This is a genomic window from Terrabacter sp. FW104-15G4B (assembly GCF_058790095.1).
In genome coordinates, this window is the sequence record NZ_JBYTCI010000017.1 from 1 (window position 1) to 22,567 (window position 22,567).

General features: G+C 70.7%; 21 protein-coding genes and 1 pseudogene. 12 read left to right on the top strand and 10 right to left on the bottom strand.

Annotated elements, in window-relative coordinates:
* A partial coding sequence (locus tag AC3WRT_RS13710) for a pre-peptidase C-terminal domain-containing protein (RefSeq protein ID WP_492722764.1) occupies positions 1-567 on the bottom strand: 567 nt, incomplete at its 3' end.
* A gap of 285 nt (positions 568-852) precedes the next feature.
* Here AC3WRT_RS13710 and AC3WRT_RS13715 point away from each other — a divergent pair.
* Both AC3WRT_RS13715 and AC3WRT_RS13720 read left to right on the top strand, forming a co-directional pair.
* A pseudogene (locus AC3WRT_RS13715) lies at positions 853-1,680 on the top strand (wax ester/triacylglycerol synthase domain-containing protein); the annotation flags it as partial.
* Between the two features lie 81 nt (positions 1,681-1,761).
* Positions 1,762-2,250 carry a WS/DGAT domain-containing protein gene (locus tag AC3WRT_RS13720; protein ID WP_492722897.1) on the top strand — a complete coding sequence of 163 codons (489 nt, stop codon included), beginning with the start codon at positions 1,762-1,764 and terminating at the stop codon, positions 2,248-2,250.
* A gap of 47 nt (positions 2,251-2,297) precedes the next feature.
* Here AC3WRT_RS13720 and AC3WRT_RS13725 read toward each other — a convergent pair whose 3' ends face one another.
* The gene (locus AC3WRT_RS13725; RefSeq protein ID WP_492722766.1) at positions 2,298-3,695 is read right to left on the bottom strand and encodes a pyridoxal phosphate-dependent decarboxylase family protein; all 1,398 of its coding nucleotides are present in this window, start codon (positions 3,693-3,695) and stop codon (positions 2,298-2,300) included.
* Positions 3,696-3,941: 246 nt separating this feature from the next.
* On the opposite strand from AC3WRT_RS13725, the gene AC3WRT_RS13730 reads away from it, so the two are divergent.
* Complete coding sequence (locus AC3WRT_RS13730; RefSeq protein WP_492722768.1) at positions 3,942-5,513, top strand: HNH endonuclease signature motif containing protein; 1,572 nt, start codon at positions 3,942-3,944, stop codon at positions 5,511-5,513.
* Positions 5,514-5,831: 318 nt separating this feature from the next.
* Here the strand turns inward: AC3WRT_RS13730 and AC3WRT_RS13735 are convergent, their stop codons facing one another.
* Complete coding sequence (locus AC3WRT_RS13735; protein WP_492722770.1) at positions 5,832-7,496, bottom strand: nuclease-related domain-containing DEAD/DEAH box helicase; 1,665 nt, start codon at positions 7,494-7,496, stop codon at positions 5,832-5,834.
* Between the two features lie 86 nt (positions 7,497-7,582).
* Here AC3WRT_RS13735 and AC3WRT_RS13740 point away from each other — a divergent pair, with 86 nt between their 5' ends.
* The gene (locus AC3WRT_RS13740) at positions 7,583-8,110 is read left to right on the top strand and encodes a cupin domain-containing protein (RefSeq protein ID WP_492722772.1); all 528 of its coding nucleotides are present in this window, start codon (positions 7,583-7,585) and stop codon (positions 8,108-8,110) included.
* Positions 8,107-8,901 (top strand): Gfo/Idh/MocA family protein, encoded by a 795-nt coding sequence (locus tag AC3WRT_RS13745; RefSeq protein WP_492722774.1) that lies wholly within the window; start codon positions 8,107-8,109, stop codon positions 8,899-8,901. Before AC3WRT_RS13740 ends, AC3WRT_RS13745 begins: the two co-directional genes overlap by 4 nt.
* Before the next feature lie 172 nt (positions 8,902-9,073).
* Here the strand turns inward: AC3WRT_RS13745 and AC3WRT_RS13750 are convergent, their stop codons facing one another.
* Entirely contained in the window at positions 9,074-10,084 is a 1,011-nt protein-coding gene (locus AC3WRT_RS13750) for an aldo/keto reductase family protein (protein ID WP_492722777.1), read from the bottom strand.
* A 213-nt stretch (positions 10,085-10,297) separates the two neighbouring features.
* Here AC3WRT_RS13750 and AC3WRT_RS13755 point away from each other — a divergent pair, with 213 nt between their 5' ends.
* On the top strand, positions 10,298-10,705 hold the full coding sequence (locus AC3WRT_RS13755; protein WP_492722779.1) for a transferase: 408 nt from the start codon (positions 10,298-10,300) through the stop codon (positions 10,703-10,705).
* Positions 10,706-10,766: 61 nt separating this feature from the next.
* Here AC3WRT_RS13755 and AC3WRT_RS13760 read toward each other — a convergent pair whose 3' ends face one another.
* From AC3WRT_RS13760 to AC3WRT_RS13775, 4 genes are read right to left on the bottom strand one after another with little or no spacing between them, the layout of a single operon-like run.
* Positions 10,767-12,152, bottom strand: a complete 1,386-nt coding sequence (locus tag AC3WRT_RS13760; RefSeq protein WP_492722781.1) for an NAD-dependent malic enzyme — start codon at positions 12,150-12,152, stop codon at positions 10,767-10,769.
* Between the two features lie 59 nt (positions 12,153-12,211).
* The gene (folE, locus tag AC3WRT_RS13765; protein WP_492722783.1) at positions 12,212-12,841 is read right to left on the bottom strand and encodes a GTP cyclohydrolase I FolE; all 630 of its coding nucleotides are present in this window, start codon (positions 12,839-12,841) and stop codon (positions 12,212-12,214) included.
* On the bottom strand, positions 12,807-13,718 hold the full coding sequence (locus AC3WRT_RS13770) for a patatin-like phospholipase family protein (RefSeq protein WP_492722785.1): 912 nt from the start codon (positions 13,716-13,718) through the stop codon (positions 12,807-12,809). The genes folE and AC3WRT_RS13770 overlap by 35 nt, the downstream gene beginning before the upstream one ends.
* 2 nt (positions 13,719-13,720) lie before the next feature.
* Complete coding sequence (locus AC3WRT_RS13775) at positions 13,721-14,182, bottom strand: hypothetical protein (RefSeq protein WP_492722786.1); 462 nt, start codon at positions 14,180-14,182, stop codon at positions 13,721-13,723.
* Positions 14,183-14,347: 165 nt separating this feature from the next.
* Here AC3WRT_RS13775 and AC3WRT_RS13780 point away from each other — a divergent pair, with 165 nt between their 5' ends.
* From AC3WRT_RS13780 to AC3WRT_RS13790, 3 genes are read left to right on the top strand one after another with little or no spacing between them, the layout of a single operon-like run.
* Positions 14,348-14,599 (top strand): hypothetical protein, encoded by a 252-nt coding sequence (locus AC3WRT_RS13780; protein ID WP_492722789.1) that lies wholly within the window; start codon positions 14,348-14,350, stop codon positions 14,597-14,599.
* Positions 14,596-15,333: an RNA polymerase sigma factor gene (locus AC3WRT_RS13785; protein ID WP_492722790.1), complete on the top strand. Its 738-nt coding sequence runs from the start codon at positions 14,596-14,598 to the stop codon at positions 15,331-15,333. The genes AC3WRT_RS13780 and AC3WRT_RS13785 overlap by 4 nt, the downstream gene beginning before the upstream one ends.
* A complete protein-coding gene (locus AC3WRT_RS13790) occupies positions 15,330-15,578 on the top strand; it encodes a hypothetical protein (RefSeq protein WP_492722791.1) in 249 nt (82 codons plus the stop codon). The genes AC3WRT_RS13785 and AC3WRT_RS13790 overlap by 4 nt, the downstream gene beginning before the upstream one ends.
* Positions 15,579-15,657: 79 nt before the next feature.
* On the opposite strand, the gene AC3WRT_RS13795 is transcribed toward AC3WRT_RS13790, so the two are convergent.
* Positions 15,658-16,401 (bottom strand): ABC transporter permease, encoded by a 744-nt coding sequence (locus tag AC3WRT_RS13795; protein ID WP_492722793.1) that lies wholly within the window; start codon positions 16,399-16,401, stop codon positions 15,658-15,660.
* Complete coding sequence (locus tag AC3WRT_RS13800) at positions 16,398-17,120, bottom strand: ABC transporter ATP-binding protein (protein WP_492722794.1); 723 nt, start codon at positions 17,118-17,120, stop codon at positions 16,398-16,400. The genes AC3WRT_RS13795 and AC3WRT_RS13800 overlap by 4 nt, the downstream gene beginning before the upstream one ends.
* 199 nt (positions 17,121-17,319) lie before the next feature.
* On the opposite strand from AC3WRT_RS13800, the gene AC3WRT_RS13805 reads away from it, so the two are divergent.
* Genes AC3WRT_RS13805 through AC3WRT_RS13815 form a run of 3 tightly spaced genes read left to right on the top strand, consistent with a single transcriptional unit; the run spans position 17,320 to position 22,382 of the window.
* Positions 17,320-18,537, top strand: coding sequence for a sensor histidine kinase (locus AC3WRT_RS13805; protein ID WP_492722795.1), 1,218 nt, complete (start codon positions 17,320-17,322; stop codon positions 18,535-18,537).
* The gene (locus tag AC3WRT_RS13810; protein ID WP_492722797.1) at positions 18,534-19,214 is read left to right on the top strand and encodes a response regulator; all 681 of its coding nucleotides are present in this window, start codon (positions 18,534-18,536) and stop codon (positions 19,212-19,214) included. Before AC3WRT_RS13805 ends, AC3WRT_RS13810 begins: the two co-directional genes overlap by 4 nt.
* Positions 19,215-19,274: 60 nt before the next feature.
* Positions 19,275-22,382 (top strand): DEAD/DEAH box helicase, encoded by a 3,108-nt coding sequence (locus AC3WRT_RS13815; RefSeq protein WP_492722798.1) that lies wholly within the window; start codon positions 19,275-19,277, stop codon positions 22,380-22,382.
* Positions 22,383-22,567 lie beyond the last annotated feature (185 nt).

Consider the following 22,567-nt stretch of genomic DNA (forward strand, 5'->3'; position numbering starts at 1 on the left):
GACGACGAGGGAAAGACGTGGTCGCCCAGCCAGGGTGGCGGTCTCAACTCCGGCGTCGACCACCAGACGGTTGGCGGGGAGCGACGTCAGCGTCGCGGTGCCCGTCACGCTCTGCGCGAGCGGCGCGTACGGCACGACGCGGACGGTGTAGTCGCCGCTCGTCGGCGGCGCCACGATCACCTCGGGGTCGGAGCTGGATGCGGACGAGGCCAGGACGGCACCCTGCTGGTTCAGCAGGTACACGTCGAAGTCCGCAGCGGAGTTGGCCCACCCGACCTTGATGGTCAGCTGATGTCCGTCGCCGTAGCCACTGGGTGTCGAGACATGCAGCGCGAAGTCGTCGCACAGGCCGGGGCCACACGTGACCGCCCCGGTCGTGCCCGTGACGTTCGGTGCGGCGAACGGACCGGCGGTCCACTGCGTGCTCGTGCTGGTGTCGGACAACGATCCGGAGGACGGCGTCGCCGCGAGCGCGGGGGCGGCCGCCGCGACCGCCGCCACAACGGCGGCCGCAGCCAGGACGGGGACAACACGCGAACGTGGTCTTCTGAGCAAGGTGGGCAGCATGCGCGCAGCTCCTGGTTTCAGTGAAGGAGGACACCCCCGAGGCATCCGGTCGAGACCGTGGAGCGACGACAGGCGTCCTCGCTCACCTGGCCAACGACCAACGCAGCACGAAGGCTACGAACTGGCTGGTCAAGAGATCGTCAAGTGACTCTGGGATTTGACTGGGTGTGAGCTGGGGGTATGCCCGGATCCGCAGTGCCCGGCCGCGCCCGGCGTGAGCCATCAGACAGCACCGTTCACCCGGTAGCGGGGCGGTACGGCGCAGTACCGACCTACCCTCGGGTCATGGAGTTCCGCTCCTCACGTGTCGAGCCCTCGACGGCTCACGAGGTCGACCGCATCAGTCCCAACGACCTCACCACGCTGGTCAGCGACCGAGGGCCGGCGCCCATGAACATCGCGGCGGTGCTCGTCGTCGAGGGTGGCGGCCGCCTGCGCACGTCGGACGTCGTGGGCGCCCTCGAGGAGGGCACGCTTGCCGTGCCAAGACTCCGACAGCGACTGCGCTCCTCACCACCGGGGTGTGGTCGACCGTACTGGGCTGACGATCCCCACTTCGACGTGCGCCGCCACCTGACCTTCGCGACGGCCGGTGACGAGGAAGCGCTGCTGACGTGCGCCGCCGAGCAGGTGTGTCTCCGCCTCCCGCCGGACCGGCCATTGTGAACGGCCACCTGGGTGACGGGCCTGTGCGCCGACCGCTCGGCCCTGATCGTCGTCGCCCACCATGTGCTCTCCGACGGCATCGGGGGCCTCGCGGTGCTGGGCGCCCTCACCGACCCGTCCGGCGCCCAGCCCTCCCGCCCGCGTCTTGTCGGCCACCCGACGGAGCCCAGTGTTGCCCTGCTCGCGGCCGACGCCTGGCGCTCTCGGATCCGGGGGTTGGGATCCCTGCCGCGGCGCGCCCGCCTGGCCCGGGCCGGCGTTCGGGCGCTGCGGGGCGCAGGCGACGGCAACGACCCTGATGCACCTGGGCTGGACCTTGGCCGGCGTGAGCGGCTCTGCCCGAGCACGTCGCTCAACCGCCCGACCGGTCCTCGTCGGCGGCTGTCGACCGTAGAGCTGCCGCTGGGAGACGTCGTGAGCGCCGGGCACCGCGTGGGCGTCACGGTGAACGACATGGTGATGTGCGCCGTCGCGCAGGCGGTCGCCGCGACGCTTCACGACCGTGGGGAGTCCGCCGAGTCGATCGTGATGTCGGTGCCGTACTCCGGACGATCGGCTTCCAGCGCGGCCCGGCTCGGCAACGAGACCGGAGTCGTGCCGTTCCGCATCCCCCTCGATCTGGACGACTCGACCCGGCTGCAGGTGGTCGCCCGCCTGTCACGCGACGCCCGGACGCATCCACGTGCGGCGTCGGCGCTCCCCCTCGGGGTCGCCTTCCGTGCGCTGGCGAGGGTGGGACTGCTGCAGTGGTTCGTGGACCACGAGCGACTGGTCAACACGTTCGTGACGAACGTCCGCGGCCCCTCGGAGCCATGGCGCTTATGCGGCTGTGTCGTCAGTCGCGTGGTCCCGGTCGCCGTCACGCCCGGCAACGTGGCGGTCACCTTCGACGTGCTGTCGTATGCCGGTCAGCTGGGCATCACGGTCGTCGCGGACCCCGACGTGGTCCCCGATCACGGGCAGCTCGCGCGCCACCTCCAGGACTTGCTCTCCGGCTTGGTGCATTCGTCGCGCTGACGCACGACCGCCGACACCGGCGCGTGTCGCTCGTGGCCAGCCGCTCGTCACCGTTTCGTGTTCACCAGGGACCGGGCGGCGGCCAGGATCGCGTCAACGGAGATGTCGATGTCATGCTCGGCGGTCGTGGCGTTCGACACCGACACCCGAATGAGGCGCATTCCGTGCCACGTGGTTCCGCCCACCCAGCACGTGCCGTCACGCTGAACGGCCTCGATGACCTCGTCAGTGCGGCTCGGGTCGCCCAGGCTGACGAGGACCTGGTTGAGCACGACGTCGTTGAGGATGGTCGCTCCCCCGGCCTCGAGCCGAGCGGCCATGCGGCGGGCGAGTGCGCAGGAACGGTCGACCAGGTCTGCGACCCCGTCGGACCCGAGCTCACGCAGGGCCGCCCACACTGCGAATCCCCTTGCCCTCCGCGACGACTCGGGCGTCAGGTCGCCCAGGACATGGTCCGAGCCCGCGCCCGACCCCGTGAGGTACGCGGCGGCATACGACATCGTCGCCGCGTGCAGCGTGGCGTCGGCGCAGAAGGCGAGACCGCAGTCATAGGGCACGTTGAGCCACTTGTGCGCGTCCGTGCCCCACGAGTCTGCGAGCTCGATGCCGTCGACGAGGTGGGCCGTGCGCGGACTGGCCGCCGCCCAGAGTCCGAACGCACCGTCGACGTGAACCCAGGCATTGCGTTCCTTGGCCATGGTGGTCGCGGTTCGCAGGTCGTCGCAGGCGCCCGTGTTGACGTTGCCTGACTGCAGACAGACGATCACCGGCCGGTCGCCGAGTCGGTCGAGCGTGGTGCGGACCTGCTCTGTGTCGATGGCGCCCTGATCGTTCGCGGCGACGGGTTGGATGGCGCTCGTGCCGAAACCGAGCAGGCGAGCCGCGCGGTCGATGGTGGCGTGGCGCTCCTCGCTCGCAACGATGGTCACGCGCGGCGCCTCGAAGAGACCGTCGCGTGCGACGTCCCATCCGGCGTCGGCGAGGACCCGCTGGCGGCCGACCGCCAGACCGACGGTGTTCGCGGCCTGGGCGCCGGTCACGAAGCCGACGCTTGCCGTGGGCGGCAGACCCAGCAGCTGCTTCGTCCAGGCGCCCGCTGCTCGCTCGGCTGCGGCGGCGGCCGGCGAGAGCACCTCGTTGTAGGCGCACTGGTCCCAGTCGGTGGCAACGATGTCCGCCGCGGTGGCCGCTGGCGAGGCGCCGCCGATGACGAAGCCGAAGAAGCGCGGCCCCACGGTGCCGACGATCCCGGGCGATGCGGCGGTGACGAGGTCCTCGAGGACACGGTCTGGCGCTGTCGGCTCGGCCGGGAGCGCCCCGCCGAACGCTGCAGCCAACGCCTCCCGGTCCGGCGGCGGATGCACGGGCCTACTCCCGACCCTCTCGCGGTAGTGCGAGGCCTCCTCGGCGGCACGGGCGAAGAGCTGGTGCAGGTCGGCATCCATTCCCGCACGCTCCTCCCCCCGCGTTGCGGGCGCAAGGGTATGGCAGCGCGTGACGGGTCTGCTCGGGAGGGGGCGACCATGGTCGGGGCTGGCACGCTTGTAACGAGCGGCACTGTCTCCCAGAGGAACTCGCCCCAAGCTCCCCTTGACAGTGAAGTCGAACACGTGTTCTACTGGAGCATGGATGAGACACTGGCAGTGAGGAGCTCTCCTTCACGCGACGGCGCCCATTCATCCGATGCCGTGGTGGACCTGGACCACCTCTCCGATCTCTACCGGGCTCGCGTCCAGGGGCGCACCCCGGTGCACCAGCAGGATCTCTCACCGCTCGCACGGGCGCTGCGCAAGCAGGTGGCCGGGGCGGTGCTGACCCACGTGCTGCCCGCGCTCGTCGCCGAGCTGCTGGAGGCGGCCGCCGACGACCTCGCCGCTGCTTCGCCCGACCAGTCGCCGTCGGCGCTCGAGGCGCAGTCCGACGCCGACGTTCGCGTCGTCGAGGCCGTCGAGCGGTGCAAGGCCGTGCTTGACGCAGTGGGTCTGGAGGCGCTGGCCCGGCTGCAGTCGTCCATCGAGTCGAGCGAGCTGGGCCGCTTCGTCGAGCTCGGACGGCCGAAGCCACCGGGCTGGATCGGCAGCGAGGAGCTGACGGCCATGGAGGTGAGCACGGCCACCGGGCTAGGCATGCAGGAGATGCGTGCACGCATCGACCTCGCGACCGCGCGCACGCCCGGGGCCGCCGAGCTGCGCGCCCGCCTTCAGCAGGGCGCCGTGGCCCTCCACCGGGCCCGGACGATCCACGAGGAGCTCCGCACCCTCCCGGCGGAGTGCGGGCCAGCCGTGGTCGACGCGGTGCTACGCCCCAAGGACGGAGCGCCGCCCTCCCCCACGCTCTTCCGCCAACGTCTCACCCGCGCGTGCCTCGCCGCCGACCGCGGGGCGGCCGAGCGGCGGCGATCGGCACGCCGACGTCGAGGTGCGCACGCCCAGATCGACGGGGACGGCCTCGGCGTGCTCACCGTCGTCAACGACGCCGACAAGATCATCGCCGCCATGGAGCGCGCTGACTCCGTCGCCCGAGCGGCACGGCATGCGGGTGATCCACGTGACCTCGACTCGCTGCGCGCAGACGTCATCACCGACACACTGATGTTCGGCTGGCCGGAGACCGGTCTCGCCGGACCGGCAACAGCCTCCCCCCTGACCGGCGCCGCTGACGTATGCCGTTCCGACAGTGAGTGGTTCACCCGCCTCGGCCGGCGGCCGGCAGCCACCGTCACCGTGGTGGTGCCGTTCACGACGGCAGTAGGCCTCACCGACGCGCCGTGCGAGGTGCCGGGCTATGGCTGGGTCGCGGCCGACCATGCGCGGCAGATCATCCTCAACGACGACTCGACGTGGCGGCGCCTCGCGGTCGACGCGGACACCGGCGCCGCCATTCATGTGGAGACCCAGGCCTACCGGCCGACGGCAGCGATGCGCGCCCACGTGGAGGCGGTCGACGGCACGTGTCGGGCTCCCGGTTGCACCGTCTCCGCCGCAGGGTGCGACCTCGACCACGACATCCCATGGCCGCACGGCCCGACCGAAGTCACCAACCTCACCAGCAAGCACCGAGCACACCACAACGCCCACACCCACGGTCACTGGCTCGTGCGTCGTGACGGGGACCGAGTGCGATGGCGCACCAAGGCCGGCCGTGTCTATGACACGTATCCGAAGGACTGGCTCGAAGGAGTGCGTGACTCGACGCGTTCTGCCCCGGCGCACCTTCTTGCCTCGACGTCGCCCGACCAGCAGGTCGATCCCCCGCCGTTCTGAGCACCGCCCATCCGCCAGCCCGAAGCAGCTCGACGAGCACTGCCAGGTCCTTGCCGGGCCGCACGTCGTGCATCAGGATGGGCTGGATTCCGGGGTCCTCGGCATCGTGGGCCATGCAACCGACACACCCGACGGCACGGTCGGCGTCGCCGATGATCACGTCGATGACGTCGGCGGCCACGCGCCGGTTGGTCAGGGGAATCTCACTGGCCCAAGCGGGCAGGTCTCTGGAAGTGATGCCTGCCATGGTGATCCGACCACTTGCCACCTCGTCGAAGTTGTCCCCCGCCGAGGGTCGACGACCTCTTTGGGGAACGCTCAGCTGATCCCGAGCCGACGGGCGACCTGCTCTCCGCCGATCTCGCGGACAAGGCTGGGGTCGCCAACCACGACCAGCTGGTCGGTGGCCCGTGACATGCCGACGTAGAGCATCTCGCGGGCGCGGTCGCTGCTCTTCGCGTTGACGCAGAGCACCACCGCTCGTCGCTCCAAGCCCTTGCACCCGAGGACGTGGCCGTAGAAGACGTCGTCGAGTTCCCAGAAGGACCGCCAGTAGCCGACGTGCCCGTCGGCCTCCTGCCGTTCCACCTGCACCGGGTGGCGTGAGCCCATCGAGAGCAGGGCGACATGCTGCGGTTGCCAGCCCTCCTCGAGAAGGACGTTCACCTGGTCATCGGAACTGTTGATCGCCTCGTCGGTGGCACATGGCACGAAGCGGACGTCGGCCCCCTCTCCTCCTCGCAGGTGCATCCGCATCGGGGCCAGGGGTCCGAAGGCTCTCGCGATCTGCTGGGTGTTGCGGAGGTTGTGGTCGAGCACGAGCGGGACGAGCGGCACCGGGGGCTGGCCGAAACGGGCAAAGATCCTCTGGTTCTCGTCGGAGTAGACGTAGAGGCCACCCTCGTCCTCGTCCCGCAGGGCCTTCATGAGCGGGTGCCACCAGTGGTCGGCGAAGTCCTGGGCCTCGTCGACGATCACCGCGTCGAACTTCTTCCCGTCGGACAGGCCGGCGGCGATGGTGGCCATGCGAGCGGCGAGATCGCGCTCCCAGAAGTCTGCGTCATTGCGGTCGTGCGACGCTGTGTCGATCCCCCACTCGTTGGCGAGGTCTTCGAAGGATCCGACGAACGCCGGCCGGTGGTTGCGCGGCACCCCGGCCAGCTGCCGCTTGAAGTACTGCGAGAGCCCGATCGAGTAGCAGACGAGCGCGACGCGTTGCGCCTTCCGGTCCCCCTGGCCGCGCGTCAGGTCCTTGGCCTGGGTCAGCGCCAGGATCGTCTTCCCGCTTCCTGCGCCGCCGCGGATCTCCATCCGCCTGATGAGCCGTGTGACCGACAGCAGCGTGGCTTGCTCCTGGGTGAGCCGGTCCGCGGCAGCCTCGCGTTCCTCGGCATCATCGGCCCGGTCGTGGACGGGGAAGTTGCGCCCGCTGAGGATCTCGCGGACGAGGTCCACGTCCTCGGCGCTGGGCACGCGTTGAGTGTTCTGCTGCAGCTCGCACACGGCGCGCAGTCGCCCGGCGAGATCGTCCAGGTCACGTCGCCCGCTGATCATCCACCGCGGACATTCTGGCGTCGCGAAGTCGGCAGCGATGTCCGTGTAGGGCACCACGATGGCGTGCCCCCAGCGCACCCGGCTGTGCCGCGCCTTCCATCGCGGATCCTCTTCGACGAAGGCCCGCAAGGCGTACTTCCCGTCACGGCACTGGTCCACGGGTCGGATGCGGCTGCGCCGAGCGCCGCCGCCGGACCACCAACGTCCCTCGTCGTCGACCGAGACGCTGCCGCCCTTGACCTCGACGACGACGATGCCGACCTGAGGCATGATGACGACCACGTCCAGCTCGTGGTCCTTGACCGGCGACGTGAGCCGCATGTTGGGGATGAGCACGGTGTCGTCCGGAGCGGTTCGGCACAGCTGCTCCCAGACCACTCGCTCCGACTCATGCGCGAAGCGCGGCGCCTCCCCCACGACCCTGACCATGCCCAGACCGTAGCGCCGGGCGGTGGAGAACGGGGTAAGGCTGGACCATGAGCGCGGCGGGAGGCCACGCGACGAGGGGAGCGCGCGTGACCAGTGGCGAATCGGGCGGCGGCGACGTGACGTGGCGGGACGGCGTCACCTTCCACGCCGAGGCGGTCCCCGTCTACGACGGGGACCCCACGCTCGCGCACGTGGTCAAGCGAGGAGCCGACATGGCTCACGTCGCGTACCGGCCCTCGCACCCGAACCCGGCGGAGCACGGAGCGCGTGCGGGGCAGGGCACGAGCCGCTGCGTGTGGGTCAGCAGCGAGCAGGGAGCCCAGTCGGAGGGCATCAGCGAGAGCTGCCTGGAAGGGATGATCGACACGTGGCTCGAGCCGGGCGCGAGCATCGGCTGGCACCTGCACGACCGCTCGGAGGAGCTCTACTACCTCATCGCCGGGAACCTCACGGTGACGGTCGAGGACCTCGTCGGGCGGGAGCACGTCCTCCAGCTCGCGCCCGGCGACAGCCACCGCGTCGGCACCGGCATGAGCCACTCCTCGGTTGCGGGTGACGTCGGCGCGCGCTTCCTGTGCGTCATGCTCTCGACCACGGTGGACCACAAGGCATGAGGGCTGCGGTGGTCGGCACGGGCTGGGGGCGAGTCCACATCCGGGCCCTGCGCCAGCACGGCGTCGATGTCGTTGCCGTCTGCGGCTCTCGCCAGGACGCGGACCGCACCCGCGCGGTGGCGACCGAGGCCGGCATCCCGCTGGCCCTCCACGACGCCCGTTCGGTGCTCGACCTCGACGTCGAGCTCGTCTCCGTCGCCACGCCGGCGAGGACGCACGGCGAGCTGCTGGCGCTCTTCCGCGACGTCCCCAAGATCTGCGAGAAGCCCGTGGTGGGTGTTGCCGGCGACCTCCGGGACCTGCCTCAGGGCGGTGCGCCCACCTACGTCAACTACGCCTTCGCCTTCCTCGACACCGCGAGTGTCTTCGCGAAGGCTCTGGAGCGCACCGGCGCCCCAGAGCGCGTCAGCATCGACACGGCATACGACCTGCCCTTGCCGTTCCCGGGGCCCGAGTGGTTCCTCGAGGGCGCCAGCCACCCGCTGTCGTTCGTCGTCCACCTGCTGGGGGCACCGACGCTGGTGGCCGGCCACACCACGGCTGCCCCTCACGACGTCACCGTTCTGCAGCTCACCCTCGGCGCGACGCAGGTCGAGGCCACCTCACGGCACTTGCCCGGCCAGCGGGGCATGCGGCACACCATCCGCGCGAGCACCGCAGCCGGAGAGCTCGAGCTCACAGGAGAGTTCAGAGTCGGGGCGCCCTGGCGCTTCGCACCCGTGCGCCTCGACGGCGTGCCGCGCCAACGCCCGCAGCATCGGAGCGGCGCTCGGGGCGATGGGATACGTTGACGCAGGCGGAAAGCACACAGACACAAGGCTTTTCACGCCCGAGCGTGCTGCGTCGATCGACCGCTGCGTGCAAGAGGCCTTCGTCAGCGACAGGCCGGCCTGAGCGCGCACGCCCAGCGGTCGGCACGCGGCCGCTGTCCCGACGCCGGGACAGCGGCCACGTGCCGCGCGGTCAGGCGACGCGCTGCTGTGGCGCGGTCTCCTTGGTCTTGCCCGGATCCATCTCGACGATGTCGCCGAGCACGTCGTCGATCTTGCTCATGAGCTCCGGCTCGAGCTTGACCCCGGCGGCCTTGACGTTCTCGGCGACCTGCTCGGGGCGCGAGGCACCCACGAGCGCAGCTGCGACGTTGGGGTTCTGAAGCACCCACGCGACGGCGAGCTGGGCCATGGTGAGGTCCGCCTCGTCCGCGATCGGCTCGAGGTTCTGCACGCGCGTCAGCACGTCGTCGTTCATGAAGCGCTTGATCATGTCGGCGCCGCCCTTCTCGTCCGCAGCGCGCGACCCCTCCGGCGGCTGCTGGCCGGGCTGGTACTTGCCCGTCAGAACGCCTTGCGCGATGGGGCTCCACACGATCTGGCTGACGCCGAGCTCCTCACAGGTGGGCACGACCTCGCCCTCGATGACGCGCCACAGCATGGAGTACTGCGGCTGGCTGGAGATGAGCTGGAAGCCGAGCTCCTTGGAGAGCGCGACGCCCTCGCGAATCTGGTCGGCGGTCCACTCGCTGACGCCGATGTACAGCGCCTTGCCCTGGCGCACGATGTCGGCGAAGGCCTGCATCGTCTCCTCGAGCGGCGTCTCGGTGTCATAGCGGTGAGCCTGGTAGAGGTCGACGTAGTCGGTCTGGAGGCGCTGCAGGGAGCCGTTGATCGACTCCATGATGTGCTTGCGCGACAGGCCGGTGTCGTTCTTGCCCGCGGGGCCGGTCGGCCAGTAGACCTTCGTGAAGATCTCGAGGCTCTCGCGCCGCTCCCCCTTGAGCGCCTCGCCGAGGACGGTCTCCGCCTTGGTGTTGGCGTACGTGTCGGCGGTGTCGAAGGTACTGATGCCCGCCTCGAGCGCAGCGCGCACGCATTGGGTCGCAACGTCGTTCTCGACCTGCGAGCCGTGGGTCAGCCAGTTGCCGTAGGTGATCTCCGAGATCTTGAGTCCGCTGTTGCCGAGGTATCGAAAGTTCATCGTTCCACCGTATGCCGCTCGGCCGGCTGCGGAAGACGCGCCCCGTCCGCCGTGAGACAGGTGAATGGGGAACTCGACACGTGGGTACGAACGTTGTCCAGCAGCAGGCACTTGGAGGGTCAGGTGTCGGGAATCCTCAAGTTCACATGAACGTTGAAACGCTTGAGGCACGCGCGTGCAGAGTGCCGCGCTCGGACCCGAAGGGGGTGCACCATGAGGCGACGGAAGTACGAAGAGTTCGAAGAGGACAACGGAACCGTGCTGCGTTATGCCCGCCATGACAACGGGGGCGGCTTCGTCGAGTCGCATGCCCACGTCGACCCGACGGCCTACGTCGGTGAGTTCGCCTACGTCGACCGCGGAGCCGTCGTCGGCGAGGGCGCCCGCATCGCGAGTGGCGCCTGGATCGACCGCGATGCGGTCGTCTACGCCCGTGCCATCGTCGGCACCACGGCGCACGTCGCCACCGGTGCCGTCATCGGGCGGGACGCGAAGGTCGGCGCCCGCGCCAAGATCGGGCCCAACGCCCACGTCTGGGACGGCGTCCGCGTCGACAGCGACGAGCTCATCCCGGAGGCCGCGGTCGTCCGCGCCGGATCACGACGGCGTCACGCCGCCTGAGCGGTCTGCAGATGATGAGCGTCCCGCTGCGACCGAGCTGCCGTGGCGAAATAGCCAGGGACTAGGCGGAGCCGGCGACACTGCACACGGCGGCTGCCACCGCGGGCGCGACGCTGGAGTCGAAGACGCTCGGGATGATGAAGCTGGCGTTGAGCTCCTCGGGCCCGACGGTGTCGGCGATGGCGGTGGCTGCTGCCACCATCATGGCGTCGGTGATCTCGGAGACGTGGGAGTCGAGCAGGCCGCGGAAGAAGCCCGGGAAGACCAGGACGTTGTTGATCTGGTTGGGATGGTCCGAGCGGCCGGTCGCCACGACGGCCGCGTGTTCGCTCGCTGCCAGGGGGTCGACCTCCGGGATCGGGTTGGCGAGGGCGAAGACGATGGCACCCGGGGCCATGGCCGCGATGTCCTCGCCGGTCAACAGGTCAGGAGCCGAGACACCGATGAAGACGTCGGAGCCGACGAGGACCTCGCTCAGCGTGCCGCTCACGCCCCGGGGGTTCGTGTGGTCCGCGATCCACCGCCGGAAGGGTTCCAACCCGCCGTCACCCGACCGCACCGCGCCAGTGCGACCGCAGGCCACGATGTCGCGAGCGCCCTGGGTCAGCAGGAGCCTGATGATCGCCTGACCGGCCGCGCCGACACCGGACACGACGATGCGCACGTCGTCGATCGACTTGCCAACGACCCGCAGCGCGTTCTTCAACGCCGCCAGCACGACGATCGCGGTGCCGTGCTGGTCGTCGTGGAAGACGGGGATGTCGAGCAGCCTCCGAAGGCGCGCCTCGATCTCGAAACACCTCGGCGCAGAGATGTCCTCGAGGTTGATGCCGCCGTAGACCGGCGCGATGGCGCGCACGATCTCGACGATCGCGTCGGGGTCCTGGGTGTCGAGGCAGACGGGCCACGCATCGACGCCCCCGAACTGTTTGAACAGTGCTGCCTTTCCCTCCATGACCGGCAGGGCCGCGAGGGGCCCGATGTTCCCCAGGCCCAGCACGGCCGAGCCGTCGGTGACGACCGCCACGGTGTTGCGCTTGATCGTCAGGCGGCGCGCATCCTCCGGGTGGTCGGCGATCGCCCGGCAGATGCGGGCGACGCCGGGCGTGTAGGCGCGCGACAGGTCGTCGCGATGCTTGAGCGGCACCTTCGGGTTGACCTCGATCTTCCCGCCGAGGTGCAGCAGGAAGGTCTGGTCGCTGACCTTGCGGACGACCGCCCCGGGGATGGCGGCGATCGCATCGGTGATGAGCCGGCCGTGGGCCTCGTCCCTGGTGTCGCACGTGACGTCGACGACGAGTCGGTCCGTGCGGCTCTCAGCGACATCGAGTGCCGTGAGGGCGCCCCCGGTGGAGGCAACAGCTGTGGTCAGGGCCGCGGTGGCGTTGGCCGCCGCGGGCACCTCGACCCGGACGGTGATCGAGTACCCGGGACTCGGAGTGGCCATGACAGTCCTCTCACGCGGCGCGACAGTGCCGACCAGCCCATCCAACACCCGGCGACCCCTCAGCGGGTCGCCTGCGTCAGCGCGAGGAACTCCGCCCGCGAGCGTGGGTCGTCCCTGAGGCTGCCGAGCAGGCTCGAGGTGATGGTGGTGGTTCCCGGGGCCTGGACGCCGCGCAGCGTCATGCACAGGTGCTCGGCCTCGATGACCACCCCGACGCCGACGGGACCGAGCTGGGCGTTCAGCCACTCGGCGACCTGAACGGTCAACCGCTCCTGCACCTGGGGCCGTGACGAGAAGTGCTCGAGCACGCGTGCCAGCTTCGACAGGCCCAGGATGCGGTCGCCGGGGAGGTAGCCGACGTGCGCCGTGCCGACGAACGGCAGCATGTGGTGCTCACAGAGCGAGCGCACGGGGATGCTCCTCGCGACGATCAGCTCGTCGTAGCCACCGTCGTTGGGGAACGTCGTCATCTGGAACGGTCGTGGGCTCATCAGCTCCGCGATGGAGGCCGCCATGCGCTCGGGGGTGCGCCTCAGCGACTCGCTGTCCAGATCGACGCCCATTGCCTCCAAGAGGATTCGGGCCCCGAAGGCCGCGCGGGCCAGGTCGGGTTCGGTGACGGGACCAGTTCCGCTCCAGGTCTTCCGAGGTCGGTCAGGCCGTCCGGCGGGATTCGGTGAGAGGTTCACGCGTTCGTTCCTTCCCGGGCGCTCGCCCGTCGTGGTGGTGGAGGGCCAGGACGCCCACGTCACCCGAGGCCCGGGACGACGTCGAGCGGAGCCAGCGACGCGTGCTCTCGTGGGCCCGTGCCACGAGCGAGGTCGTCTGGCTGAAGTCGGCGGGCGAGACCGTCAGCGGGCAGAGCGGGGGCAGGACGTGCAACTGCGCGTCGCCCACGAAGCCGCGAACCTGCGCCACGAGCTGCCGGTGCAGCAGCAGGCTCAGCGCGGTCAGGACCGAGCCGACCGCCGTCCTCGGACCGGCCCCCGCGCACGGATAGCCGGCGGGCAGCAGGTAGATGTCCGTGACACCCCGGGCCGCCGTGTGGGCGAGCACGTCGAGCTCGCCGATGGCGCCGTCGACGAGCTTCCTGCCTTCGAGCACCACAGGCGGGAGCAGGCCGGGAACAGCCGCGCTCGCCCGCACCACACTCGCCGCATCACCCGCGGCCAGCACGACTCCGTGACCGGTCACAAGGTCCGTGGCGGTGACCTCGACCGGGATCGTGGCGTCCTCGAGGGCGTCGTAGCCCAGGTTGCTCCTGAGGAGGCGGTCGAGGCCTGCGCCGGCGAAGAGCGACGTCCGGGTGCCGCGCGCCGCCCCCAGGCACCGGCGTAGGTCGAGCGCGAAGACGTCCTGACGACGCATCCGCTGCCACAGCAGCACCAGCGTCTGCAGCCGCGCCTCGAAGCTCCCCGGGCCCGCGAGATATGCGGCGTTGACCGCGCCGACCGACGTGCCGACGAGCAGGTCCGGCTCGATCCCGCAGTCGCGCAGCCCCAGCAGCATCCCGACCTGCACCGCGCCGAGGCTGCCGCCGCCGGTCAGCACGAATGCCGTGCTCATCGTCAGTCCTGCCGGATCGGCCAGAGGACGGGCCGGGGGTCGAAGCGCGTGGCGAGCCGCTGCAGGGCCACCGCCGCCATGAGGAGCCCGAAGTCGCGCAGTGCCACGTCGTAGAAGCCGGGCAGGAGCAGGAGGTTGAGGATGATCCCGCCCAGCCAGGCGGCCACGACGATGGCGCCGAGGCGGGGGTGGAGAGCCACGACGAGGCCGGCGACGACCTCGACGACGCCCACGGCATACATGGCCTGGTGTGGTGTCACGGGTAGGGGTCGGGACAGCACGGGGGCAAGGTACTGGTCCCAGTGCACAAGGAGATTCGTGAACTTGTCCAGACCGAAGACGACGGGCGCGACGACGAACGCGGCGCGCAGCACGGCATACGCCTGGTAGGTGGCGTCACCCCTGGGGGGACGTTCGGGGTGCTGGACCCGGGTGGCGGTTGAGCTGGTGCCGATGGTGACCATGTGTGTCCTCCTGGACGGGTGACCGGATGTCCGTCCAGCCGCTCCGGGGACATCCGGCCGACCGGGTGGGACGCTGACGGGGTGTTAGTGCGTCCACGAGTCGCGGTTCTTACCGGGCGAGTCCAGGCCGGTAAGAGATGCGCCGCTGCACACCGCCAACAGGGCATGACCCCGCACCAGGCCCACCCCTCGGCCACGCCGCTCCCCTGCCAGTCCCCGGGACCGCCGCTCGACGTCGTCGAGTGGCGCCTGTGCCGACTGCGGGAGGCAGGCTTCCCGGCGACCTTGGCTCGTCACCTGGCCCGGGAGCACGTCGACCTGCACGCCCTCCTCGAGCTCGTCGACGCTGGTTGCCCGCCGGAGCTCGCGGCCCGCATCCTGTCGCCGGATGACGAGCTTGACGGGGCGAGCCGGTGACCGCCGTGAGCCGGGACGACCCGCGCTCGAACGCGGCCTCCTCGGCACCGGGCCCGGGGGCCGCTGAGTCGACGGACTGGGTTGCAGCGCTCCGCGGCTCCGGCCCCGAGCAGGTCGTGGCCCTGCGCCGGCTCCATTCAATGATGTGCCGGGCAGCCGCCCACCAGGTGTGGCGCATGCGCTCCGCGCTGGCCGATCCCTCGCCCGCCGCGGTCGACGTCCTTGCCAACCAGGCCGCGGACGAGGCGATGACGGCGCTGCTCGGCAAGCTGCACACCTTCGAGGGCCGCAGCCGGTTCACCACGTGGGCGTTCAAGTTCGCCATCCTGCAGGCCGCGACTGAGGTCAGGCGGTTGCAGTGGCAGCACCGCGAGGTCGAGCTGCGTGACTTCGACGTGCCGAGCGCGGCGGTGCAGGAGAGTCCCGAGCTGTATGCGGAGGGCAACGACCTCGCGGCCGCGGTGGCCGACGCCATGCGCCAGGTCCTCACGCCCTACCAGCGGCGCATCGCCATCGCACTGCTCGTCGACGACGTGCCGATCGACGTGCTCGCCGACCGGCTGGGCACCAACCGTGGAGCCCTCTACAAGACCCTGCACGACGTGCGTGTCCGCCTGCGGGCGGAACTCACGGCCACCGGACACCTGACCGTCCACCCAGCCGGTCCCGCTGGCCCGGCGACCACGGACAGCACCCCGCACGTCTCCCCCACTCCCACGGCAGGCACCCGATGAGCACCACACCCCAGCCCCGCCCCAACGCGCCGACCGGCCTGACAGCACGACACGTCGACGCACTCCTGCAGGACACGACCCCCTGGCTCTCGTGCGACGAGTGCTTCGAACGGATGGACACGTATGCCGAGGCGCTCGTTCGCGACCCCCGGCACCGTGAGGAGGCGATGGCCGCCCACCTGCGGGGGTGCGCGGCCTGCGACGAGGAGGCGCGTTCGCTCGTGCAGCTGCTCCAAGGCCGGTGACGGGAGCGCGACAGCGGGCGACGCCCGACCACGCCCCTCGTCATCGTCGACGGGGGGTGTGGTCGGGCCTCCGGGATGCTCAGTGGACCTCGCGGCTCAGGCTGAACCGTGCGGCGACCGCCGAGATCAGCAGCGCCCAGCCCGTCAGCACCAGGGCCGCGACCGTGGGGCTCGGCAGTCCCTGTGCGGCAGAGCCGACGCTCGTCAGGGCGATCGCGGCCCCGGCGGGCAGCCAGTGCGCGACGTCCGGAACGAGGTTGGCCAGGATGCCGACCTCGATGATCATGACCCAGGCGATGGCACCGATGATGGCAGCGACGGTGTTGCGGGTGAGGGCGCCGATCGCCACCCCGACCAGTCCGTAGAGGGCGGTGGCCACGGTCGCGCCGAGCCAGAGCTGTGGCAGGTCGACGGGCAGTGAGTGGACGCCGCGGAAGCCGTAGACGAGGACCGCCTCGGCATACGCGATCCCGAAGGTGACCGCCCCGAGGACGGCCCCGAGGCCGACGACCGTGGCGGCCTTCGCGGCGAGCACGCGTCCGCGGCGCGGCTCGCCGAGGAACGTCTGCGCCATCGTCCCGTGACGGTACTCGCCGGCCGCCACGAGGATCCCGATCGCGAGCATCACCATCGAGGTCAGGGCCGAGATCGAGAGCGTGTGGTTGACGTGGTCGGTGGAGCCGAACGCGGGGCCCCCCGGGCTGGGCACGAGCGCGTTGGACGCGACCGACGCCATGCCCAGGACCAGCGTGATGCCGATGCTGACCCACGCGGCGGGAGTGGTGCGGAGCTTGTACAGCTCAATGGAGACAAGGGTTTTCATGACCAGACTTCCTGGGTGTCGGTGGGGTGGATGAGGGTGTGGAAGACCGTCTCGAGGTCGGTGTCGTCCCCGACGAGGTCGTCGACGGGGCCGGCGGCGGCGAGCGTGCCGCGGTGGATGACGACGACGTCGTCGGCCACGGCTGCAACCTCGCTGAGCAGGTGGCTCGAGAGGAAGACGGTGCCCCCCGCGTCCGCGAAGGACCGCAGGAAGCGGCGCATGTCGCGGATCCCGTCCGGGTCCAGACCGTTGAGCGGCTCGTCGAGGATCAGGGCCGACGGGTCGCCGACCAGCGCAGAGGCGAGGGCGAGACGCTGCTTCATCCCGAGGGAGAAACCGCCCACTCGACGTCCCGCAGCGTCCCCGAGCCCGAAGCGCTCGAGGAGGCTGTCCGCCGTGTCGGTCGGGACGCCCGCCTGCATGGCGGTCAGCCGGAGGTGGTTGCGGGCACTGCGGTTCGGGTGGAAGCCCGGGTCGAGCACCGCACCGACGACTCGCGTCGGGTGCGGCAGGTCGGCGTAGCGCACGCCGTCGATCGTCGCCGTCCCAGTGGTCGGCTCGGCGAGGCCGAGCAGGATCCGCATGGTCGTGGTCTTGCCGGCGCCGTTGACGCCGAGGAAGGCGGTGACGCGGCCGGGCAACGCGGTGGCGGTGAAGCCGTCGAGGACGGTGACGGGTCCGTAGTGCTTGGTGAGCTGGTGGAACGAGAGGGTTGGCATGGTGTGCACTCCTGGGTCGGTGCTGTTCTGGCTGACACCAACGATCCGGCGCAGGGGTGGTTGCCGTCGTCGGCCGGGCGGCCGAGCCTGCAGGCGCACTTCACGGCGGGTCAGGGGCCCGCTCCGGTGCCGGCATACGCCCGTGGGCGTACGCCCCAAAGCCGATCACGCGCGGGCCCGGGCTCCCTACTGTTCAGACATGGACGTGCGCTCGCGCCGACGGACCCCGCGGATCGACCCGCGCGTCCTCGACGCCGTCGTGGCGACCGTGCTGTTCCTGCTGCTGGCGTTCTCCTTCGAGGCCCCGGTGCATCCCGGCCAGCGGCCCGTGGACCCGTGGACATGGGTTCTGGCCATCGGCCTCACCGCCCCGTATGCCGTCCATCGTCGGCGCCCGTGGGTCTCCCTCACCGTGGTGCTGGGATCGCTCGTCGTCTTCTCGCTGCTGCACTACGCGCCCTACCCGGGGCTCAGCGTGTTCGTCCTGATCTTCGGGCTGGCCCTGCACGGCCGTCGCAAGGACTCGCTCGTTGCCCTGGGTGCGACCGCCGTCGTGTTCGCGGTGGCCCTGGTCAGCCAGCCAGCGGGGGTGGTGGCGGTCAGCGACGTCATCTCGACGATGCTCGCGACCGCCGTGGCGTGGCTCCTGGCGGACAACCTGAGACAGCGGCGCCTGCGGTGGGCGGCCATGGAAGACCGCGCACAGCTGCTGGAGCGAGAGCGCGAGGACCGCGACCGCGTCGCCGTGGCGGCCGAACGGCTGCGCATCGCCCGCGAGCTGCACGACGTCGTCGCCCACTCCATGTCGGTCATCGCCGTGCAGGCGGGCATGGGTCGTCATCTCATCGACACCGATGCCGCAGCCGCGCGTGGCGCCCTCGAGGTGATCGAGTCGACGAGCCGGGCGGCGCTGACCGAGATCCGCGGCATGCTGGGGGTGCTGCGCCATGAGGACGAGTCGGCCGCGCTGCACCCGCTGCCCGGGCTGGCCGACATCCCGGCACTCGTCGCGGAGACGCGCCGAGCCGGCCTGGGGGTGACACTCGACGCGACGGGAGCGCACGGCGACCTGCCCACGGGCGTCGACCTGGCGGCATACCGAGTGGTGCAGGAGGCGCTGACGAATGTCCTCCGGCACGGCGGCCCCGTCGCGCACGTGCGGGTGACCTGTGCAGCTGAGCGCGTGGAGCTCGAGGTCGTCGACGAGGGGCGCCCGAACGGTGGACGCCCGAACGGTGGACGCCCGGGCGGTCGCCACCTGGACGGTGCGCCGGCGGCGGTCCCGGGGTCCAGGCACGGACTGCTCGGGATGCGCGAGCGGGTCGAGGTCTACGGCGGCAGCTTCGCCGCCGGCCCGCGCCCCGGCGGCGGCTACCGGGTGCACGCGGTGCTGCCGTATGCCGGGGGGCCGCGATGAGCGAGGTCGTGCGTGTCGTCGTGGTGGACGACCAGGCGCTCGTGCGGGGCGCCTTCCGCCTGCTCGTCGACTCGGCTCCCGACCTCGAGGTCGTCGGTGAGGGCCAGAACGGCGCCGAGGCCATGGCCCTGGTGCGTGAGCTCGAGCCCGACGTGGTGCTCATGGACATCCGGATGCCCGTCATGGACGGTCTCGAGGCGACCCGCGCCATCGCCGGACTGGGCGTCGCCACACGGGTCCTCGTGCTCACCACGTTCGACCTCGACGAGTACGTCTTCGGGGCCCTGCGGGCCGGCGCCAGCGGCTTCCTGCTCAAGGACACTCCCCCGGCGCAGCTGCTCGACGGGATCCGCGTCGTCGCCCACGGCGAGTCCCTCCTGACACCCAGTGTGACCCGGCAGCTGATCGAGGAGTTCGTGCGGCAGGCGCCGGCCGGTGCGGCGGGTCGAGCCGAGGCCCCGGCATCCCTGACGACGCTGACCGAGCGCGAGACGGAGGTGCTGGTCCTCGTCGCCCGCGGACTGTCCAACCACGAGATCGCCGAGGAGCTGTTCGTCACCCCGGCCACGGCGAAGACCCACGTGAGCCGGCTGCTCATGAAGCTGGGAGCCCGTGACCGCACCCAGCTCGTCGTCACGGCATACGAGAGCGGGCTGGTCCAGCCGCGCGCCCACTGAGCGCCGACACGGCGGCCAGTTCGGGGTCCCGGGTCGTGGGGGCGTGGCAAGCTGCGCGCCATGACCAGCGACGGGGGAAGCCTTGCCGAGGGCCTCTACGAGAGTCTCATCACCGCCCACCTCCAGAGACGGCTCGAGGCCGCGGGCGACATCAGCGCGCCCCGCGGACCGGTCGCGGACGCGGACGAGCCCGAGATCCTCAGCCGGCACGTCGCCCAGGCAGTCACGCGCGTCCTGCGCAAGGAGCGCGACCCGGGTGTCCGTGTCGACCTCGTCAACCGCGTCCTCGGCCTGCTGGGCTCGGACGAGGACGTCATCGTCGACGCCTCGCGGCAGCTGCTGTCGGTCTACTACACCGGCGGCCACGGGCCGGTCCGGTCAACGGGTCGCCCGGCAACGCCGCTGTCAGACGCGGCCCTGCTGACCAACGCGTCCGGGGAGCCGGGCATCGGGCACGAGCTCCGCGCCGAGCTGCCCACCGCGGACCGCGTCGACGTCATCATGGCCTTCGTGAAGTGGCACGGGATCCGTGTCATCGAGAGCCAGCTGCGCCAGCTGCGGGACCGCGGTGTGCCCTTCCGTCTCATCACCACGACTTACATGGGCGCCACGGAGCGTGCCGCGCTCGACCGCCTCGTCACCGAGTTCGGCGCGCAAGCCCGGGTGCAGTACGACGCGCAGCGGACGCGGCTGCACGCGAAGGCGTGGCTGTTTCGTCGCCACACCGGATTCGACACGGCCTACGTCGGATCCAGCAACCTCTCGCGTGCGGCACTGCTGGACGGCGTCGAGTGGAACGTTCGCCTCTCGTCCGTGGCGACGCCGTCGCTGATCGATAAGTTCCAGGCCACGTTCGACAGCTACTGGCACGACGCGACCTTCGAGGCGTACGACCCGGAGCGAGATCGCGACCGCCTGGACGACGCCCTTGCCGAGGCGTCGGGGCGCCGGCCGCACGACCGGGTGACCCTGTCGCTCTCGGGGCTCGAGGTGCGGGCCTACCCGCACCAGGCCGAGATGCTCGAGCAGCTCGACGTCGAGCGCGTCGTCCACGGCCGGCACCGGAACCTCGTCGTCGCGGCGACCGGCACCGGCAAGACCGTCGTCGCCGCGCTCGACTACCGGCGGCTCTGCGAGCGGTCGGGCAGCCGACCGACCCTGCTCTTCGTGGCCCACCGCCGCGAGATCCTCGAACAGTCGCTGCGCACGTACCGGGAGGTGCTGGGCGATGCCGACTTCGGCGAGCTCTACGTCGGTGGAGCACGCCCCGAGCGATGGGGCCACGTCTTCGCGTCGGTCCAGTCGCTCACGGCCTACGGCATCGCCAACCTGCCTCCGGACGCGTATGCCGTGGTCGTCATCGACGAGTTCCACCACGCCGAGGCGCGCACCTACCGGTCCCTGCTGGACCACCTCCGCCCGGAGGAGCTGCTCGGCCTCACCGCGACTCCGGAACGTGGCGACGGCACCGACGTCCGGGCCTTCTTCGACGGCCGCGTGGCCGCGGAGCTGCGGCTGTGGGACGCCCTCAAGGCCGAGCTGCTGACGCCCTTTCACTACTTCGCCGTCGCGGACGGCACCGACCTGCGTGCCGTCGACTGGGCCAACGGGGCGTATGCCGTCCAGTCCCTCTCGCAACTCTTCACCGGCAACGACGCGCGAGCACGCTTGATCCTCAAGGCGCTTCGCGACAAGGTCATCGATCTCGGGAGCATGCGCGCCCTCTGCTTCTGCGTCAGCCGCGACCATGCGCGCTACATGGCCGACGTCTTCAACCGCGCCGGCATCTCATCAGCGGCGGTCCTCGGCGACACACCCGCCGTTGAACGCGAACGCCACGTGACGGACCTGCGAAACGGCCGCCTCCAGGCCCTCTTCACCGTCGACGTCTTCAACGAGGGTGTCGACGTCCCGGCCATCAACACCGTGCTCTTCCTGCGACCCACCGAGAGCTCGACGGTGTTCCTCCAGCAGCTCGGCCGAGGCCTTCGCCGGGCTCCGGGCAAGGCCGTCCTCACCGCCATGGACTTCGTGGGCCACCACCGCCGGGAGTTCCGCTTCGACCAGAGGTTTCGGGCCATGACCGGCGCCACCCGCACGCAGCTGGGACGCGAGATCGAGCGGGGCTTCCCGTTCCTGCCGGCGGGCACGCAGATCATGCTGGACCGCCTCAGCGAGGAGCTCGTCCTGCGCAACATCCGAGAGCAGGTGTCGGACCGGTGGGCCACCATCGCCGCCGAGCTGCGCAGGCACCCGACAGACGACCTGCGCGTCTTCCTCGAGGAGTCGGGCGTCGAGCTCGCCGACGTGCTTCGCTCAGACCGCTCGTGGGCACGGCTGCGACGGGAGGCCGGGGTGGGAGCGGCGGACGGAGGACCCCGAGAAGCCAAGCTGCTCAAGCGAGTTCGGGCCCTGGCGCATGTCGACGACCCGTATCGAGCTGCGGCCTACCGCGCGTGGCTCGCCGGCGACGGACCTTCGTACGCAGACAGTGATGCCGCAATGCAGGCATACGCCCGGATGCTCTTCTTCTCGCTGTTCCCTGACGGAGGCGGCTTCTCCACCTACGAGGACGGGCTGAGCGCTCTTCGTCGTGAGCGCGCTGTCGTCGAGGACCTACGCGCCGTCCTCGACGTGGCCTTGTCCAGCGCGCCACACGTGACTCGTCCACTCGACGGCGAGCTGGCGAGGCGGCCACTACGGGTGCACGGCCGCTACACCCGTGAGGAGGCGGTGGCAGCGCTCGACTACGTCGACATCGAGGGCCGCAAGCCCAACAGCTTCCGGGAGGGCGTGCTCTTCTCGGCGGCAGCCAACACCGATGCCTTCTTCGTCACGCTCAACAAGTCGGAGTCGGACTACTCACCCACCACGATGTACCGCGACTACGCCATCAGCCCCACGCTCTTCCACTGGGAGACGCAGTCGGGCACGACGGTGGCCTCGCGGACCGGTCAGCGCTACCTCAACCACGAGCGAGAGGGCAGCCACGTGCTGCTGTTCGTCAGGGAGGCCAAGACGACCGAGTTCGGCGGCGGTGCGCCGTACCTCTTCCTCGGCGAGGCGACCTACGTCGAGCACCGTGGCGAGCGGCCGATCGCCATCACCTGGAAGCTGCGGAACCCCATGCCGGCAGACCATTTCGCCGTCGCCAGCGTCGTCGCCTGACCCACCCCTGCGCGTCCGCCGCCGCCGCACGGCTACACCGTCGGAGCCGGCGACGAGCTTCGCGCCACCTGGCACGTCAGCGGCGAGTGCGGGCGCTGTCCAGCGGACCATCAGCGTGCTCTCAGGCTCGGGAAGCGTTGCCGCTCCACCCCGGTCCGGGTGCTGGGCGGAGGTACGAAGCGCGT

What these genes read in the sequence shown, in the direction of transcription:
- AC3WRT_RS13720 (WP_492722897.1), top strand. Translation starts at nt 1,762, where the DNA reads ATGTCGGTGCCGTACTCCGGACGATCGGCTTCCAGCGCGGCCCGGCTC.
- AC3WRT_RS13725 (WP_492722766.1), bottom strand. Translation starts at nt 3,695, where the DNA reads ATGGATGCCGACCTGCACCAGCTCTTCGCCCGTGCCGCCGAGGAGGCC.
- AC3WRT_RS13735 (WP_492722770.1), bottom strand. Translation starts at nt 7,496, where the DNA reads ATGGTCAGGGTCGTGGGGGAGGCGCCGCGCTTCGCGCATGAGTCGGAG.
- AC3WRT_RS13745 (WP_492722774.1), top strand. Translation starts at nt 8,107, where the DNA reads ATGAGGGCTGCGGTGGTCGGCACGGGCTGGGGGCGAGTCCACATCCGG.
- AC3WRT_RS13750 (WP_492722777.1), bottom strand. Translation starts at nt 10,084, where the DNA reads ATGAACTTTCGATACCTCGGCAACAGCGGACTCAAGATCTCGGAGATC.
- AC3WRT_RS13755 (WP_492722779.1), top strand. Translation starts at nt 10,298, where the DNA reads ATGAGGCGACGGAAGTACGAAGAGTTCGAAGAGGACAACGGAACCGTG.
- AC3WRT_RS13760 (WP_492722781.1), bottom strand. Translation starts at nt 12,152, where the DNA reads ATGGCCACTCCGAGTCCCGGGTACTCGATCACCGTCCGGGTCGAGGTG.
- AC3WRT_RS13770 (WP_492722785.1), bottom strand. Translation starts at nt 13,718, where the DNA reads ATGAGCACGGCATTCGTGCTGACCGGCGGCGGCAGCCTCGGCGCGGTG.
- AC3WRT_RS13775 (WP_492722786.1), bottom strand. Translation starts at nt 14,182, where the DNA reads ATGGTCACCATCGGCACCAGCTCAACCGCCACCCGGGTCCAGCACCCC.
- AC3WRT_RS13780 (WP_492722789.1), top strand. Translation starts at nt 14,348, where the DNA reads ATGACCCCGCACCAGGCCCACCCCTCGGCCACGCCGCTCCCCTGCCAG.
- AC3WRT_RS13790 (WP_492722791.1), top strand. Translation starts at nt 15,330, where the DNA reads ATGAGCACCACACCCCAGCCCCGCCCCAACGCGCCGACCGGCCTGACA.
- AC3WRT_RS13795 (WP_492722793.1), bottom strand. Translation starts at nt 16,401, where the DNA reads ATGAAAACCCTTGTCTCCATTGAGCTGTACAAGCTCCGCACCACTCCC.
- AC3WRT_RS13800 (WP_492722794.1), bottom strand. Translation starts at nt 17,120, where the DNA reads ATGCCAACCCTCTCGTTCCACCAGCTCACCAAGCACTACGGACCCGTC.
- AC3WRT_RS13805 (WP_492722795.1), top strand. Translation starts at nt 17,320, where the DNA reads ATGGACGTGCGCTCGCGCCGACGGACCCCGCGGATCGACCCGCGCGTC.
- AC3WRT_RS13810 (WP_492722797.1), top strand. Translation starts at nt 18,534, where the DNA reads ATGAGCGAGGTCGTGCGTGTCGTCGTGGTGGACGACCAGGCGCTCGTG.
- AC3WRT_RS13815 (WP_492722798.1), top strand. Translation starts at nt 19,275, where the DNA reads ATGACCAGCGACGGGGGAAGCCTTGCCGAGGGCCTCTACGAGAGTCTC.